The sequence below is a fragment of the Paenibacillus graminis genome, assembly GCF_000758705.1.
Taxonomy (GTDB): Bacteria; Bacillota; Bacilli; order Paenibacillales; family Paenibacillaceae; genus Paenibacillus_AQ; species Paenibacillus_AQ graminis.
The window spans coordinates 5,521,097-5,536,140 of record NZ_CP009287.1 but is presented as its reverse complement, the minus strand read 5'-3'; the positions used below and the strand labels follow the sequence as shown (position 1 = coordinate 5,536,140).

At 46.8% G+C, this 15,044-nt stretch carries 11 protein-coding genes; 6 read left to right on the top strand and 5 right to left on the bottom strand.

The genetic code is table 11. The features are described from left to right. The first annotated feature begins 90 nt into the window (after nt 1-90). Together dnaK and dnaJ are read left to right on the top strand one after the other, a co-directional pair. Nucleotides 91-1,935: a molecular chaperone DnaK gene (gene dnaK / locus PGRAT_RS23925; RefSeq protein WP_025704100.1), complete on the top strand. Its 1,845-nt coding sequence runs from the start codon at nt 91-93 to the stop codon at nt 1,933-1,935. A 128-nt stretch (nt 1,936-2,063) separates the two neighbouring features. Continuing rightward, nucleotides 2,064-3,185 (top strand): molecular chaperone DnaJ, encoded by a 1,122-nt coding sequence (gene dnaJ / locus PGRAT_RS23920; protein ID WP_025704099.1) that lies wholly within the window; start codon nt 2,064-2,066, stop codon nt 3,183-3,185. A 268-nt stretch (nt 3,186-3,453) separates the two neighbouring features. On the opposite strand, the gene PGRAT_RS34705 is transcribed toward dnaJ, so the two are convergent. Further along, the gene (locus PGRAT_RS34705) at nt 3,454-7,569 is read right to left on the bottom strand and encodes a S8 family serine peptidase (protein ID WP_042267310.1); all 4,116 of its coding nucleotides are present in this window, start codon (nt 7,567-7,569) and stop codon (nt 3,454-3,456) included. A gap of 988 nt (nt 7,570-8,557) precedes the next feature. Between PGRAT_RS34705 and PGRAT_RS23910 the strand changes: the two genes are divergently transcribed. From PGRAT_RS23910 to PGRAT_RS23900, 3 genes are all read left to right on the top strand, one after another. Beyond that, nucleotides 8,558-8,929, top strand: a complete 372-nt coding sequence (locus PGRAT_RS23910; protein ID WP_025707501.1) for a hypothetical protein — start codon at nt 8,558-8,560, stop codon at nt 8,927-8,929. 51 nt (nt 8,930-8,980) lie between these two features. Further along, complete coding sequence (locus PGRAT_RS23905; protein ID WP_020428128.1) at nt 8,981-9,160, top strand: YfhD family protein; 180 nt, start codon at nt 8,981-8,983, stop codon at nt 9,158-9,160. Nucleotides 9,161-9,394: 234 nt separating this feature from the next. Beyond that, the gene (locus tag PGRAT_RS23900; RefSeq protein WP_025707500.1) at nt 9,395-9,769 is read left to right on the top strand and encodes a hypothetical protein; all 375 of its coding nucleotides are present in this window, start codon (nt 9,395-9,397) and stop codon (nt 9,767-9,769) included. Between the two features lie 92 nt (nt 9,770-9,861). Here the strand turns inward: PGRAT_RS23900 and PGRAT_RS23895 are convergent, their stop codons facing one another. Further along, a complete protein-coding gene (locus PGRAT_RS23895; RefSeq protein ID WP_081758919.1) occupies nt 9,862-11,055 on the bottom strand; it encodes a DHA2 family efflux MFS transporter permease subunit in 1,194 nt (397 codons plus the stop codon). Between PGRAT_RS23895 and PGRAT_RS32635 the strand changes: the two genes are divergently transcribed. Continuing rightward, nucleotides 11,042-11,215 (top strand): ATP-binding cassette domain-containing protein, encoded by a 174-nt coding sequence (locus tag PGRAT_RS32635; RefSeq protein WP_238326871.1) that lies wholly within the window; start codon nt 11,042-11,044, stop codon nt 11,213-11,215. The two genes, PGRAT_RS23895 and PGRAT_RS32635, sit on opposite strands and share 14 nt — an antisense overlap. Nucleotides 11,216-12,099: 884 nt before the next feature. On the opposite strand, the gene PGRAT_RS23890 is transcribed toward PGRAT_RS32635, so the two are convergent. From PGRAT_RS23890 to PGRAT_RS23880, 3 genes are read right to left on the bottom strand one after another with little or no spacing between them, the layout of a single operon-like run. Beyond that, nucleotides 12,100-12,555, bottom strand: a complete 456-nt coding sequence (locus tag PGRAT_RS23890; RefSeq protein ID WP_025707498.1) for a hypothetical protein — start codon at nt 12,553-12,555, stop codon at nt 12,100-12,102. Continuing rightward, on the bottom strand, nt 12,530-14,296 hold the full coding sequence (locus PGRAT_RS23885) for an ABC transporter ATP-binding protein (RefSeq protein ID WP_025707497.1): 1,767 nt from the start codon (nt 14,294-14,296) through the stop codon (nt 12,530-12,532). Before PGRAT_RS23885 ends, PGRAT_RS23890 begins: the two co-directional genes overlap by 26 nt. Further along, nucleotides 14,286-14,753: a hypothetical protein gene (locus tag PGRAT_RS23880; RefSeq protein ID WP_025707496.1), complete on the bottom strand. Its 468-nt coding sequence runs from the start codon at nt 14,751-14,753 to the stop codon at nt 14,286-14,288. The genes PGRAT_RS23885 and PGRAT_RS23880 overlap by 11 nt, the downstream gene beginning before the upstream one ends. Nucleotides 14,754-15,044: the final 291 nt, after the last annotated feature.

Here is a 15,044-nt window from a genome sequence, read left to right as displayed (position 1 = left end):
TATATGCCGGATGTAATGAAATGAACAAATTACTTAATTCAAAATCCAACTGGAGCTAAGGCTCCATATCATGTTGAGGAGGCACTTACAGTGAGTAAAGTTATCGGTATTGACTTAGGAACCACCAACTCTTGCGTTGCCGTAATGGAAGGCGGCGAAGCTGTCGTTATCCCGAATCCGGAAGGCGCACGCACAACCCCATCGGTTGTAGGCTTCAAGAAGGACGGCGAACGTATTGTCGGCGAAACTGCCAAACGCCAGGCGATTACGAACCCTGACCGCACCATCGCTTCTATTAAACGCCATATGGGCACGAACCACAAAGAAAGCATTGACGGCAAAGATTACTCTGCACAAGAGATCTCGGCCATGATTCTGCAAAAGCTGAAATCCGATGCCGAAGCATATCTGGGACAACCGGTGACTCAAGCGGTTATCACAGTTCCTGCATATTTCAATGACAGCCAGCGTCAAGCTACCAAGGATGCAGGTAAGATTGCCGGTCTGGAGGTTCTGCGTATCGTCAACGAACCAACCGCAGCGGCGCTTGCTTACGGTCTGGAGAAATCCGAAGACCAAACCATCCTTGTCTATGACCTTGGCGGCGGTACATTCGACGTATCCATCCTTGAGCTGGGCGACGGCTTCTTCGAAGTAAAAGCTACAAGCGGCGATAACCGTCTTGGCGGCGACGACTTTGACCAGGTAGTTATGGATTACCTTGTAGCCGAATTCAAAAAAGAGCAGGGCATCGACCTGAGCAAAGATAAAGCAGCAGTACAACGTCTGAAGGATGCTGCGGAAAAAGCGAAAAAAGAACTGTCCGGCGTACTGACAACTACAGTATCCCTTCCGTTCATTACCGTTGTTGACGGCGTGCCTCAGCACTTGGAAGTCAACCTGACCCGCGCCAAATTCGACGAGCTGACTGCAGGCCTGGTTGAACGCACACTGGGACCTACCCGACAAGCGCTGAGCGATGCAGGCATGACTCCGGCTGATCTGAACAGAATCGTGCTCGTTGGCGGTTCCACACGTATTCCTGCTGTACAGGATGCAATTAAGAAGCTTACGGGCAAAGAGCCTCACAAAGGCGTTAACCCGGATGAAGTGGTAGCCCTTGGTGCAGCCGTACAAGCGGGTGTATTGACTGGTGACGTAAAAGACGTGGTATTGCTGGACGTAACTCCGCTGTCCCTGGGTATTGAAACTGCAGGCGGCGTGTTCACGAAGATGATCGAACGCAACACTACGATCCCTACAAGCAAATCACAGGTATTCTCGACCTTTGCCGACAACCAGCCAAGCGTGGAAATTCACGTGCTGCAGGGTGAACGCCAGATGGCGAACGGCAACAAAACCCTGGGACGTTTCATGCTGAACGAGATTCCACCGGCACCGCGCGGCGTACCGCAAATCGAAGTAACTTTCGATATTGATGCCAATGGTATCGTAAATGTATCGGCAACCGATAAAGGCACCAACAAGAGCCAGAAGATCACCATCACTTCCTCCAGCGGCCTGAGCGACGCGGAAGTAGAACAGATGATGAAGGATGCCGAGCTGCACGCTGAGGAAGACCGCAAGCGCAAAGAACTGGTAGAAGCGAAAAACTCTGCGGACCAACTTGTGTATTCTACAGACAAAGTAATCAAAGACCTGGGCGACAAAGCCGACGCTTCCGAAGTAGACAAGGCGAACGCTGCCAAGGATAAGCTGAAAGCAGCCCTGGAAACTGACAATCTGGAAGAAATCAACGCAGCAACAGAAGCGCTGACCGAGATTGTACAGCAATTGTCCGTGAAGCTGTATGAACAGGCTGCACAGGCAGAACAAGGCGCAGACGGCGGACAGGGAGCCTCTGAAGGTGCGAAGAAAGACAATGTCGTAGACGCTGACTACGAAGTGGTTGACGACGAGAAGAATCAAGGGTAACCTTAAACGATAAGTTTATTCTGTACAAAGGGAAGGTCAAGACCGGGGCATCCCGTGTTTTGACTTTCCTTTTAACATGTTACAGGGAAACCTGAGTATTAGAGTATTGATGTACGGAGGTGAAAGCAGTGGCAGATAAACGCGATTATTATGAAGTTCTAGGGCTTAGCAGAGATGCATCAGAAGACGAAGTGAAGAAGGCATACCGCAAGCTGGCGCGCCAGTACCATCCGGACGTCAATAAGGCCAGCGATGCGGAGGAGAAATTCAAGGAAGTGAAGGAAGCCTACGATGTGCTCAGCGACGGCCAGCAGCGCGCGCGGTACGACCAGTATGGACATATTGATCCTAACCAGGGAATGGGCGGCGGCTTTGGCGGTGGCGGAGACTTCGGCGGGCTTGGCGATATTTTCGATATGTTCTTCGGCGGCGGCGGGCGCCGTGATCCAAATGCTCCGCAGCGCGGCGGCGATTTGCAGTACACCATGACCATTGAGTTCAAGGAAGCGGTATTCGGCAAAGAAACCGACATCACCATTCCGCGTACCGAAACCTGCGACACCTGCTTCGGCTCCGGTGCCAAACCTGGAACCAAACCGGAAACCTGTTCCGTATGCCGCGGCAGCGGCCAACAGGAATTCGTGCAGAATACACCGCTTGGACAGATGCGGAACCGCAGACCTTGCTCCCATTGCTCCGGCACAGGCAAGATCATCAAGGAGAAATGCACAACTTGCGGCGGACAAGGGAAAGTCAAGAAGCAGCGCAAGATCCATGTGCGTATTCCGGGCGGAGTCGATGACGGCGCACAGCTGCGCATGACCGGCGAAGGCGAAGGCGGTACACGCGGCGGCCCTCCTGGGGATCTGTACATTGTGATCCGTGTGAAGACGCATGATTTCTTCGTCCGCGAGAACGATGATATTATGTGCGAGGTTCCTCTGACCTTTGCCCAAGCGGCACTTGGCGATGAAATCGAGATTCCGACCCTGACGGAAAAAGTGAAGCTCAAGATTCCGGCAGGCACCCAAACAGGCACCTTTTTCCGGCTGAAAGGCAAAGGTGTTCCTCACCTGCGCGGCTCCGGAACAGGCGATCAGCATGTGCGGGTAATCGTCGTGACGCCAAGCAAGCTCAGTGACGAGCAGAAAGAACTGCTCCGCCAGTTTGCCTCTTATGACGGAGAGAATACACATGAGCAGGAGCAATCCTTCTTTGACCGCGTGAAGCGTGCGTTCCGCGGAGACTGAGGGTTGAGGATTGGCTTACGGCAATAAGTATAGAATTATAGCCAAAAGGCTGTGCATCCTTTTTCAGGGCGCACAGCCTTTTGGCTTGATGATAATGATTCACCATAGGTCTTGTAAGCCTTCAGGATGCGCTTCAGGACTATAGATATATTGTATGCATAACCAAAAGATCGTGCAGGGCTTAGCCCTACACGATCTTTTGGCAGTTTTATAGTGCCAGGGTTTCCCCGGTTCAGCCTGGAGAAACCCTGGCACTTATTCCAAACTACTAGATCAAGCCAACTTTGCTCAGCAATGTGAAGAGAGCGGCAGCTGCCGTCTCGCGTGTTGCTGGAGCAGTAGGATTGAAGGAGTTCCCTGCATCACTGCCGATGACGCCAGCTTGGGACAGGGTTTGCAGGCTGTCCTTTGCATAAGGTGCTACTTTGGCACTGTCGGTGTACGTTGTGAATGAAGGATTAACGGCCTTCAATTCTTTTCCTGTCAATTTAAGTGCTCTGTCCAGAATGACAGCAAGCTCTTGACGGGTTACTTTTTGCGTTGGAGCAAATTTACCCTTGCCAACGCCCAGGATCAGGCCTGCTTTGGAAGCAGCGGCAACGTCTTTGGCGTACCAGTCAGATGATTTCACATCGGAGAAGGTAGCACTGGCATCGGTGCGCAGACCGAGTGCACGGGTCAACAGCGCTGTAAACTCCGCACGTGTCAGATTGCTCAGCGGTGAGAACATTGTGGCCGAAGTGCCTTGGATAATCAGCTTGTCGGCCAGGGTCTTAATGGCATCTGCCGATTTGGAAGAAGCGATATCCGTAAAGGCAGCAGCCGGCTTGCTTACTGCAGCGTATACTGAGAAGCCAGGACGGCTTACAGTAACGATTGTGGTTCCATCAGTCTGAGGAGTGAACACGGAACCAACCGGGGTAACCAGTCCATTTTCCTCAAATAGCACACCGGCTGTGTTGGTTTGAATGGCACCAGGTACTGTAAAGGATCTCTTGATGAAAACATTATTTGGAACGTTCAAGTAAGTGCTGCTTGTAGCTGTAGTCCATGAAGCTTCAAAGGATACTGGTGTTCCAATTACTTTTGAGCCGGCAGTATTTGCCGTCAGCTTGCTTGCGGCGTCTGGCTCCTGCTTAATAATGAGCTTCAAGCTTTGGCCGGCAGGAGAAGCTGCCAGCAGAGATACCGGCAAGGATACAGCAGAACCGCCAATGTTGACAATGACTGAGCTGCTAGCCTGAATACCGGCCAGCAATTTCACTTGATCTGCAGTCAGGCTCAGTTCAGCAGCTTTGTCAGTGATCGTGCCCACGGATATCACAACGGCTGTCTTGGAGGCAGCAGCTTTTGCCAGCGCTGTCTTCAGATCGCTGTCGCTAACGGTTACTGTTGTCACGCCATTCTTCGAGGAAGTTACAGGCGTTACAGTCACCTGTTGAGCCCCTTCTTCTACAAGGGATTTAACTGTGCTTGGGACCGCAGGTGCGCTCGGCGTTACAACAACTGCACCACCGCCGCCTCCACCGCCACTTCCACCGCTGCCGCCACTGGAGACGGTTATAAAGCGGAATGAGGTGTAGGTGCTGTAGTAAGTATCATTGTTTAAATCAATTTTAACCGGCGTCTTCGTGTTGTCTTCTGCGGTAATCCCCAGAATTTCAAGCTTATAGACCCCGTCGGTAATGTTTGCTACGGCAGGATTGCCGTTGGCGTCAACGATAGGATCACCATTGTGGTCATATGGATGGTAGGTGGCTCCTATAACCGTGCTGTAGCTGCCGGGTTCAAAGAATTTATCCGGTGAACCCGTAGTGGATACCTGGAAGGAACCTTTCTTGACATCATCCATTCCCACCAGATTCACTTCATAGTAGTTAATATCTTTAGCTTTCAGCTTGTAATTCAGAACTGCACTTGAATTGGAGTAGACGATCGGCTGGCTGATTACTGCCTCCTGTATGCCTGTGCCCCAATCCGGTTGTTCAACCTTATCATTTACATGGATGGTAAATGGCAGATGCAGCGTCGGTTGTCCTTCGGCTGTAAGAATGACATTACCTTGATAAGCCTGTTTTGGATTAGCGTCAGGTGCAACAGAGACATTCAAATTAAATCCGGTTGTACCGTGTGCTGAAGCTGTCACGGTTGTTTTATCCAATGCAGCAGTAACCTTCCCATCTCCATAGTTCCATTTAATGGAGGCGGTGTAAGCGACATCGCTGCTGCTGAGGTTCTTTAACTGCAGTGTTTTGCTGCTCTTCGAGCCTGGAACCAACACCCCAAAACCTGTTGAAGGGTTGTAATTAGTGACATTTTGGGCAACATAATTCTTGTCCAGAATGGTAATTGGTTCAACAGCTTCGAGCAGAGCTGGCGTCAAAATCGCATTCTCAACATTAGCCCGTCCAGGACCTTGAATATATAGGTCTTCCGGAGCTTTATCGTACAAGATAGGATCTGCAGTGTTTGCCAGAACGGCACGAATGTCAAACGGTGAATATTCCGGATGTGCCTGCTTAATCAGCAGCGACAAACCTGCGACATGCGGAGTAGCCATACTTGTACCGCTGATTCGGCTGTAAGCTTTGGAATAATCTCCGCCATACGCTGGCCATGTAGACAGCACTCCGTCACCAGGAGCAACAATGTCCGGTTTGATGCTCAGATTCCCATCGACATTTGGACCCCAGGAGGAGAAGCTGCTCATTGTATCGCCTGTTGTCATTTCATGGTTATATTCTGAACCAAAAGTGAAATACGTAGGGTTGTCTTTATTGGCAATAATCGCTCTGGCTAACTTGCGGCCTTTCGAGCCTTCAATGTCGAACGTAGGAATATTGTCGTATCCGTTGCCCAGATTCACACCGATGAAGCCGGAGCGCTCGGTGTAGCTTTCGTCTAGGATGGCTTCACTCTTACCGTTCACCTTCTTGGCATTGCCGTTGAAGATTACAATTGCTTTGGCATTATGCGCCTTTGCATTCGCAATTTTGTCTACAAAGCCCAGATCGCCGCGGGATACCAACACGATGGAACCGCTGATGTCTTCATCAGGATAATCTTCATCTGCCCCGAGGTCAGCATACACAACGCGAACAGGCTCTGTGCCAATGATATTGGTGAAATCATCGTTTGCCAGCTCATACGCCATCATGTGGAATGGAAAATAGGTATCATAAGTAACGGACGTTACCGAGTTTGCGATTTCCGCCTTGAATTCGCCGGAGTAAGCATCAATAGGACTGGTTACCGAACCTACAGAAATTGCCAGCTGGGAAACCGCCGGGGAACCCATTGAAAAATATCCGGCTTCTCCGTTGTTGCCGTTGGCAATAACTGCTGTTACGCCTGAAAGTACGGCATTATTAATGGCTATGGAATCCGGGGAGTTTACATCTTTTTCGGAATCAGAACCCAGGGACAGGTTGATCACATCCATGCCATCCTTTACCGCATGCTCGATGCCGTCAATCACTTGGGCGGATGATCCGGAGGAAGTGCTCGGTTTCTCAAGATTTCGTCCCAATACCTTGTACACATAAAGTTCGGCTCCTGGAGCCACACCTTTTTGGGCAACATCGCCTTTGGCTGCATATTGTCCGATAATTGTACCGGATACATGCGTGCCGTGATAGGTACCGGCATAACCTACGCCGTATTCATCCTGCTCAGGGGTCAGCGGAACCTCTTCATAAGGATCATTGTCCTGATAGAAGGAGTCATAGCCGCCTTTGTATGCCGCTGCGATATCCGGATGCTTATAGTCTACACCGGTATCGATAACACCGACCTTCAGCCCGGCACCGTTAAATCCCTTAGCTGCAGCCCAGTCGGCATGAATCTGTTTCAGTGGAGCGTTGTCGTTTCTGTAAGTGGTTTCCGTTACTGTCTGATCAGGGAGTGCATACCAGGTGCTGTTTGGATAAATGGAAGTAACACCGGGAATCTTAGCCAGCTCCGGAATCTTGTCCGCCGGAACAGTGACTTCGAAACCGTTCAATATGGTGTCATACTTGTAGTTGACGGTCAGGTCAATGCCTTTGGCTTCTGCCTGGTCAAGCACATCGGCCTGTTGGCTCTTCACTTCGGCTTCAGTAGCTGTTTTGGCCAGAGCCGAGATTCCCTGCTTGGCGGCATATTTGCCCACAGCTGCAGGCTGGCTGCTTAATTGGACAATGACACGTACATTACTTGAGGATTTGGTGTTGATCTGTGGAGAAATAAAAGTCTGGTTTGACTGATTCAAAGATGTAAGATGATTGCTGGATGATGGTGTCTGCAAGCTGCTGGCAGCGAATGCCGCTCCAGGAATCATACCGGCTGTCACACCTAGTGACAACGCCAATACGGACAGCTTACGAGGTAGTTTTGTCCACTCCAAATGTAATCCCCTCCATGTTATGTTGTTGGTTCTGGCTACATCTCTCCTGGATCAGACAGCAGTTCGGATTCTCCTTTTCTATTAATCCAGTTTTATTTCCGCCTAATATACTAGGAAAAATATTAAGAAGATTTTACCACCGGTAAAATGTAAAATCTACATTAAATTTATAAAGTTTTTAGAAAGTGCTCTTTTTTATGAAGCAAAATATGACATATAAATACTATATAGGACATTTTGGGGGCGGAAAAAGCAAAATATCACAAATTAATTGCGACTTAAGTCATAAAAGGTGACATTAATTAGGGATGTGAAATATTTGGAAAATAATATGGGTGATACAGATTGAAAGCTGTATCTAGTAGAGCATCAGACTCTAAATGGCGGAGTTGGAGCACAACTCCGCCGGTTGAAGGCGTGGGGAGATCACACTTCAGGTGTACCGATTCCCAGATTGATTGTTATCTTCATCGGGGGAATGCGGCGATGTGCAACGGACTGAGGTGCACTTATTTCTATTGAGAATCATTGGTTCCGCAAGTTAACGGACACCAGAGCCTTTATAGGCAGATATTCAACCCGTAAACGTCTATTCGAGAGATAATAAGGGCGTCATGGTCCGTTAGACCGCTAAAAGTAGCTCTTTCTTGAAAATAAAGGCTTTCCGGTCCGTAAGGAGCAGACTCGCATGATATTGTTGTTTCTTTTCACCGAACCACAGAGGGTCTGTTCTAATTCACAGATTTTGAACTGATGCTCTACTAGCGCAAAATTACATTTATTTTACAGTTTAGCGGCGGAATGTTATATACTACTTTTGTACCATATTAAGGCGGAAATGCGGCGGGAGCTTGCTGCCAAGTCCTTTGCACGAAAAATAATGTTCGGCGATGGCGCATGAAGACGATGCGCATAATTTTCTCCCCTTGAATGCAAAATAGAAAGACACATTTGTGTATGGCATTCCAGAAAGAAAGCAGGGATTGAAATGTCTGAAAAAAGTATACTGGCTTATTTCAAAAGTCCCGAAGAAGCGGAGGCAGTATCCCGTAAGCTCCAGTCACTCCGGGTCATTGATATGTCGATTAACCGTTTCAGCAAATATCCGGGCGATGCTCAATATTCGGGCAATAATCCGCTGACGGGGGATATTCCCAGTCTGGCAACCATGACGCTTAATTCAACACCGGACACCCGCTCGGCTGGTATTTTAGCGGCTGCGGATACAAGTGCCAGCGGTATGAGCCATGGCGGTGAGGGCGGACCCACGGGACGCGACATTTTGCTGACGGTTGTATTAGATTCCGGAGTTTTTGATCAGGCCTTATCGCTGATTGAAGAGGCCGGCGGTATGATCTGATGCTGGGAGTAAACCTCGTATAATTAATAAAGAGTGGAGGCTGGAACTCAAATGGACAGAGAAAACTCAAAAATCTTCTCCAAGACAGACAAAATGAAAATGCTCTATGAAGCAAAAGCGGAGGATGTAGTCTATTCTGCAGCAGATGCGGACGAGGATGATCTCGAGGCACAGGACCGCTCACTGGAAGCCGACAAACGCCAGCTTCATGAAATTATGAAGAAGGAATAATAGCCTGAAGAGGCTGTCGTTGCATCAGGCAAGAATTAAATTTTCCCGGGTCATGTAAAAGAATATTATGAAAGCTGCCCCACGGCTGTGGGGTATTTTTGTGCTTGAGGCTGTGATTTCTGCCTATCAAGTTCGCTGGAGCTGTTCTTGATGGAGGAAAAGAAGCAGAAGTTTCGGCTTGCCTGACGCTTGCGTGTGTATAATTGAGAAAGAGGTTAAGTGGAGGGGATGAATATGGATAACATTTTGTTATGGGTTGGACTGGCGCTGGTTGTGGCCCTGCTCACTTTTTTGAACCAGAAACAGGTCTACTCCTCAGGGGTCAAACGGGCGTATCGTGAACTGCATGAGCTTACAGGCAAGGTCCGCAGCGGGCAGTCGGAGGAAGCCGATGTGAACCGGTGGGAGAAGGCGCTTGCGGAAATAAACAAGCATCCAAATGAATTCAATAAGCTGGAAGCGGAAATTGGCATAAGGAGGACTTTTGCCGCATATCTTGAGCAGCATTATCCGCAAGACCCGCGGCTTCCTGAACTTAGGGAAACGGCGTCATACCAGAAAGACTCTGTCTGGGGCATCAAAATCGGAGACTATGGCTCAAAAAAGTAAAGGGAATTTAGCAAAAGAGGACCGGCTGCCGGGAGGGGCGGAGGGTCCTTTTTGTGCCAAGACTCTTATTCACCTGCAAGGGTGGTTTTGTTCTATTGTTTCTGTGTTGATATGCTGTTGGCTTGGGCTTCGGTTACAGCTGTCACTTTTTTGTGGACTGACAACAACAGCGAAGGAATGAATGCGGCCACAGCAAAACCAACCGACCCCCAAAAGGCGGTGTGAAACGCGCCTGCAAGGATTTCCGGAGTAGGTGCAGTGTGGCCCGAAAGCTGATGCCCGATAACTGTTGCCAATATAGCTGCCCCGAAAGCTCCCCCGATGGTCTGGAAAATCCTTATTGAAATGCTGGTATGGGAGACCTGATCTTTGCTTAATCCCTCATACGCCGAAACCATGACCGGAATCAACAGTCCATTCAGCGCAGCCCCCCGTACCAGCAGTGCGCCTGCTAGCACTAATGGACTGGTCGCAGGACCGGCGAAGGCAAAGGGCAGCGTTCCTGCGATTGTAACTATAAGACTCATGAATACAATAATCCGCGAGCCCATACGGTCGGCCAATCCCCCTACCCAGCTTCTGGTCAGCAGCATGCCAATTCCTTGCGGAATCAGCAGAATACCGGTATGCAGCACACTTTCGCCACGCACCTGCTGATAGTATAATGGCAAAAGGAGCAAAGTGCCGTTCATAATCATTCCGGCAAGGAACACTGCAGCATTCGAAGCGGAAAACAAACGTGACTTGAACAGGCGCAGGTCAAGCAGCGGTGCTTTTTTAGTGTGCAGCGCATAGATGATGAACGCCGCCGTGAGGGACAGACCTGCCACCAGAGGTACAATGACTCTGCTGCTGTTCAAACCGCCATAATTGCTAATTTGAGCTATGCTGTAAATGAGTGTGGCGAAGGCCGGAGGACCGATAATGTCCAGGGACCGCTTGCTTGTAGACGGTTGAGCTGCCGGTATTCCGCGCCAGGCCAGCAGCAGGGCGATAATGGTGATTGGAATATTCACGTAAAAAATCCAGCGCCAGCTTAAGGCGTTGGTCATGATCCCGCCCAGCACAGGACCGAGAATGGGACCCAGCAAGGTAGGGATACTGATAATTGACATCACCCTTCCGAGATTCCGGCCGCCTGTGGTCTGGACAAGCACTGTTTGCAAGGTCGGTATCAGTATTCCGGCGCCAACTCCCTGCAGAAGCCGGAAGCCGATGAGGCTGCCAGGATTCCACGCCAGAGAGCAGAGGACGGAGCCTGCAAAAAATACAATGAGCGAAAACATGTATACCTTTTTGCCGCCATTGAATGTGAAACCGGGAGAGCGGATTGCTTTTGTCGGTGAATCCGGCTCAGGCAAATCAACGTTCCTAAGTTTGATTATCGGTTTTTATAAACCGCAGAGCGGCCTGATCAGATTGATGGCATTCCAATGGATGAGCTGAGCATGAAAAAATACCTGCCAATCTCTGGTGATTGTGCTGCAATCAACTATCTCTTCTCCGGCACTATCCGTGGGAGTATCACCTAAGCAGGCGATCTATATGGCTAACCTTCAGGTTGTGATCGACAGTCTTCCGCAGTGGCTGGACACCTTGATTGGCGAGCCTGGCGGTAGGCTGTGCGGCGGCTAGCAAAAGTGGATTCCGATTTCCGGGCGTTGGTCAGAGATCAGCGCATCATTATTCTCGATGAGGCCAGTTCCGTACTGGATAATGTTTCAGAGAGGCAAGTGCAGGGTACATTGACGGTCTTACGAACAGACGCACAACCTTTATGGAGCTCACCGCCTGTCCACCGTCCGTATGCCGACAGGATTGTCAGATGAAGGAGGGACAGATCGCTGAAGGAGGCACCTATGAAGAGCTGCTGGATAAACGGCGTTTTATAATTTGTAGAGAATACAAATGGAGGCCTCATAAGCCAAAGATAGCTTCTTGAGACCCCTCCAAATTATTCCATTCCCCTGAACGATGAAAATCAGGAGATCAAAGAGACTGCTGCTGCTTTTCACAATCAGCCCGTCCACTCCGTTGTTTAAGCAAAAATTGTTTCTACAATCTTTTGAAAAACAAAAAAAGAAAGTGCCCTTTTGTTAAAATGGAGCTACCACACAACTAGTTCAAATCAAAGGACGGTTTCTGCTTTGCGGTATGGACAAAGTGACGCTTTAGGTAGGTTGGCTTTCACTTGCCCACAATCTGCTGAAGCAAACTGCAAATGATTAGAAACGCAGAGCGGCGATCCTCTAATAACAGGAGAATCGCCACTCTGTTGACTTTTCGGTTTTTAGGATGCTAAGATCTGTCTCTGCTTGTAGAAAATCTACTTACGGGACAGCCTCTTCAATGTATGAAAGGTCGAATGCTTCTGTAATAAAATGCTCTAATGTGAAAAACTCATATGACTTAAGTATTCGATTATCGGTGTAAATATGATAGAGGAAGGGGGTATTTATTATCCGATAGGTCAGGGCTAATTCTTGTGGAGTAATTGACTTTATCATATACTTATCTCCTAAATACTCCTTCAGCTCCACGACTTCTTCGGATTTTCCGACAACAAATAGCTCTAAATTTTTGCGAATTATCTGTTGGTTTACTGCTTCGTTGTGCAAATAAACAATAATATCAATGCAATCTTTACAGATTAAGGATAAAAAAAGAACTATTTGTGGTCTGAATTCACTTTTTATTGGGTCAGGAAACAAATCTCCTTTTTTGAAAAATGGGATATCAGGAGCCGTCGGATGTGAATCTTTAAACAGTTGCTCGAACAGGCTCATACTTCTCCTCCTTTATTTGCTGGCTGTTGTACATTTTATAGTAGTTACCTTTCAATTGAAGTAACTGATGATGAGGACCGTTCTCCAAAATATGCCCATCCTTCATCACAATGATCCGGTCGAAAAGCGGACATAAGTTTAAGCGATGGGTGACAAAAAAAATTGTTTTATCGGATTCGTGTTGTATTAGGTTGTCAATCAACCCATACTCGGATTCAGGATCAAGGGCAGAGGTTGCTTCGTCCAAAATCAGCACATCCGAATTTTTATAAAGAGCTCTCGCTAGCGCGATCTTTTGCCACTGTCCGCCTGAAAGTTGTCGTGAGCCTGTATATTCATATCCAAGAAGGGTATCTAAATCAATGTTTGGAAGCAGAAACGGATAATTTTCTTTTATAGAGCCAATCTTCTCAAGATTGACATGATCAGTTAACGCGATATTTTCTTTTAAACTAAACGGATACTTGATAAAGTCTTGAGTAACTATTGAAAAGTAAGAGAAATACTGCTCGGGGTGTATTTCTGTAATATCAATGCCATTAAAAAAAATAGTATTTTTATCCACACTGTGCAATCCACACAGCAATTTAACCAAAGTCGATTTCCCCGATCCATTTCCTCCTACCACAGCGATTTTTTCTCCGCTCTTAATATTCAAATGGATATGCTGAAGGGCTTTTTCCTGATGCTCAGAATATTGAAATGTTAAATCTGTAATCTGAATATCTTTTGCCCCATCGATCTGGCGCTGTGCAAAACTGACGTTATCCTGTTGATCTCCTACAGAATACTCTGTGAAAAAAGTGCTCAGCTTGCTCATAGTTATTTTGTATTGCTTTATTTGTCTATAATAACTAGAAATTCCGTAGAAAGACGTTTCAATCATGGTCACCGCGGACAGCAAAGAAACATAATCGCCGATGGTAATGATCTTTTGAACTACAAAGTAAATTAGAATCGATTGATTTATAGCGAGCGTTGTATTGGAATATATGCCCAGTCCGGTTCTCTTTAAGGATTCTTGTTTTTTAAACTTCAACGATTCGGTATTTTCACGTTTGTATACGGCATTCCAACGATTGAAAATGAAGGGCTTCATTGTGAAAATTAATACTTCCTTGATGGCTGAAGGACTTAGCAGCAAATTTTGCAAAACAGATCTCTCTCTGGATATTTCCGTTGTGTTCTCAATATAATGAAATTCCTTGACTGCGATGGTGGATTCATACAGAAGTTTCGGCGAATTAAGCAGCAGGACAATAAAAGGAAGGAACCAAATCTTGTTGAAAATGATTGCAGAATAGACCATCATAGATAAGACAGCGTTAATTAACTGGATAAAAGTAAGCGAAAGACTGGATATAGAATTGAATCCATATCTTGCAATATTTAAATCATTCTGGTATTTAGGTGTTTCAATCTTAGTTATTTTTTTTGGATTGTTTTTTTCGAGGAAAATTTTATCCAGGTTGTAATTGATTTGGATGCGCGCCTTCTCCTGATAAAAAAGATTCAGTCCTTTAAAAAATGTACCGCACAGCAAAAGTATGAATAACATAGAAACCCATCGGATTGCGGAATGGATTGAAGGTGAAGCTGAAACGATGCTATCTGTTAAATATTTCGTCACTTGAATTTGCCCTGTGGATAACAATGAAGTGAAAATACCTATGGATATCAGTACCATAAAGCAAACTATAGCATTTTCGTATATTTTTTTGTTAAAGACGCTAAATTTCATTATTCTCACCGATTTTGTTGAACAGCGGATTCAGCAAATCCAGTAACATTTCTGCATTCTGAACGGAATGAGTGGTAACTATCATTTTATCTTGATCGACCCCAAACCCGATGGGGAGAAATTGCATTTTAAGATGCTTATGCATTATTGGCGGAGGCACTATATATAACCTAACTCTATTCCCGAAAATATTTCTCAAAAACTGCTGTCCGTTTGCATCACTATCTAGCAGAACTACAAAATTCCGTCCTTGGTGGTTTTTGGTGTATTCATCAATAGACTCCAATGTTTTTTCGCATAAATCACAGTGTGTACTGACCAGGAAGAGGATCAAGTGATCTGTAATCAAATCATATAACTCAAGGCCTGGAAGAATTGGCATGTTGGGAAGTTCGTCCCCGATCTGTAGCAAATTCACCTCGAATCGTGAAAGAAACTCCGGTTTTATCTTCGACATCAGAAAAACCCTCCTTGTTAGTTGGACTAACAACAATCATACAAAATTCATCAATAAACTCCATAAAGAAAGTATAAACAATAAAATATGGGTTATTTTGAAAGTTGATGTTATAATTTGTATTAAAAAAGAATAAAATGGGAGGTTTTTATGACAATACTCTTCTGGAATGAAAATAGTGATAACGCATCATTTTTTGAGACTGATTTTTTTAGCCATAATGGAGAATTGATCTATATATCGGACTTGAATGCCTTTCTTAGCATCAATCTTCAAAAGATTAAGAGCGTA

Coding starts and splice junctions, on each gene's coding strand:
- PGRAT_RS23910 (WP_025707501.1), top strand. CDS start 8,558: ATGTCTGAAAAAAGTATACTGGCTTATTTCAAAAGTCCCGAAGAAGCG.
- PGRAT_RS23895 (WP_081758919.1), bottom strand. CDS start 11,055: ATGTTTTCGCTCATTGTATTTTTTGCAGGCTCCGTCCTCTGCTCTCTG.
- PGRAT_RS23900 (WP_025707500.1), top strand. CDS start 9,395: ATGGATAACATTTTGTTATGGGTTGGACTGGCGCTGGTTGTGGCCCTG.
- PGRAT_RS23885 (WP_025707497.1), bottom strand. CDS start 14,296: ATGAAATTTAGCGTCTTTAACAAAAAAATATACGAAAATGCTATAGTT.
- PGRAT_RS23905 (WP_020428128.1), top strand. CDS start 8,981: ATGGACAGAGAAAACTCAAAAATCTTCTCCAAGACAGACAAAATGAAA.
- PGRAT_RS32635 (WP_238326871.1), top strand. CDS start 11,042: ATGAGCGAAAACATGTATACCTTTTTGCCGCCATTGAATGTGAAACCG.
- PGRAT_RS23890 (WP_025707498.1), bottom strand. CDS start 12,555: ATGAGCCTGTTCGAGCAACTGTTTAAAGATTCACATCCGACGGCTCCT.
- PGRAT_RS23880 (WP_025707496.1), bottom strand. CDS start 14,753: ATGTCGAAGATAAAACCGGAGTTTCTTTCACGATTCGAGGTGAATTTG.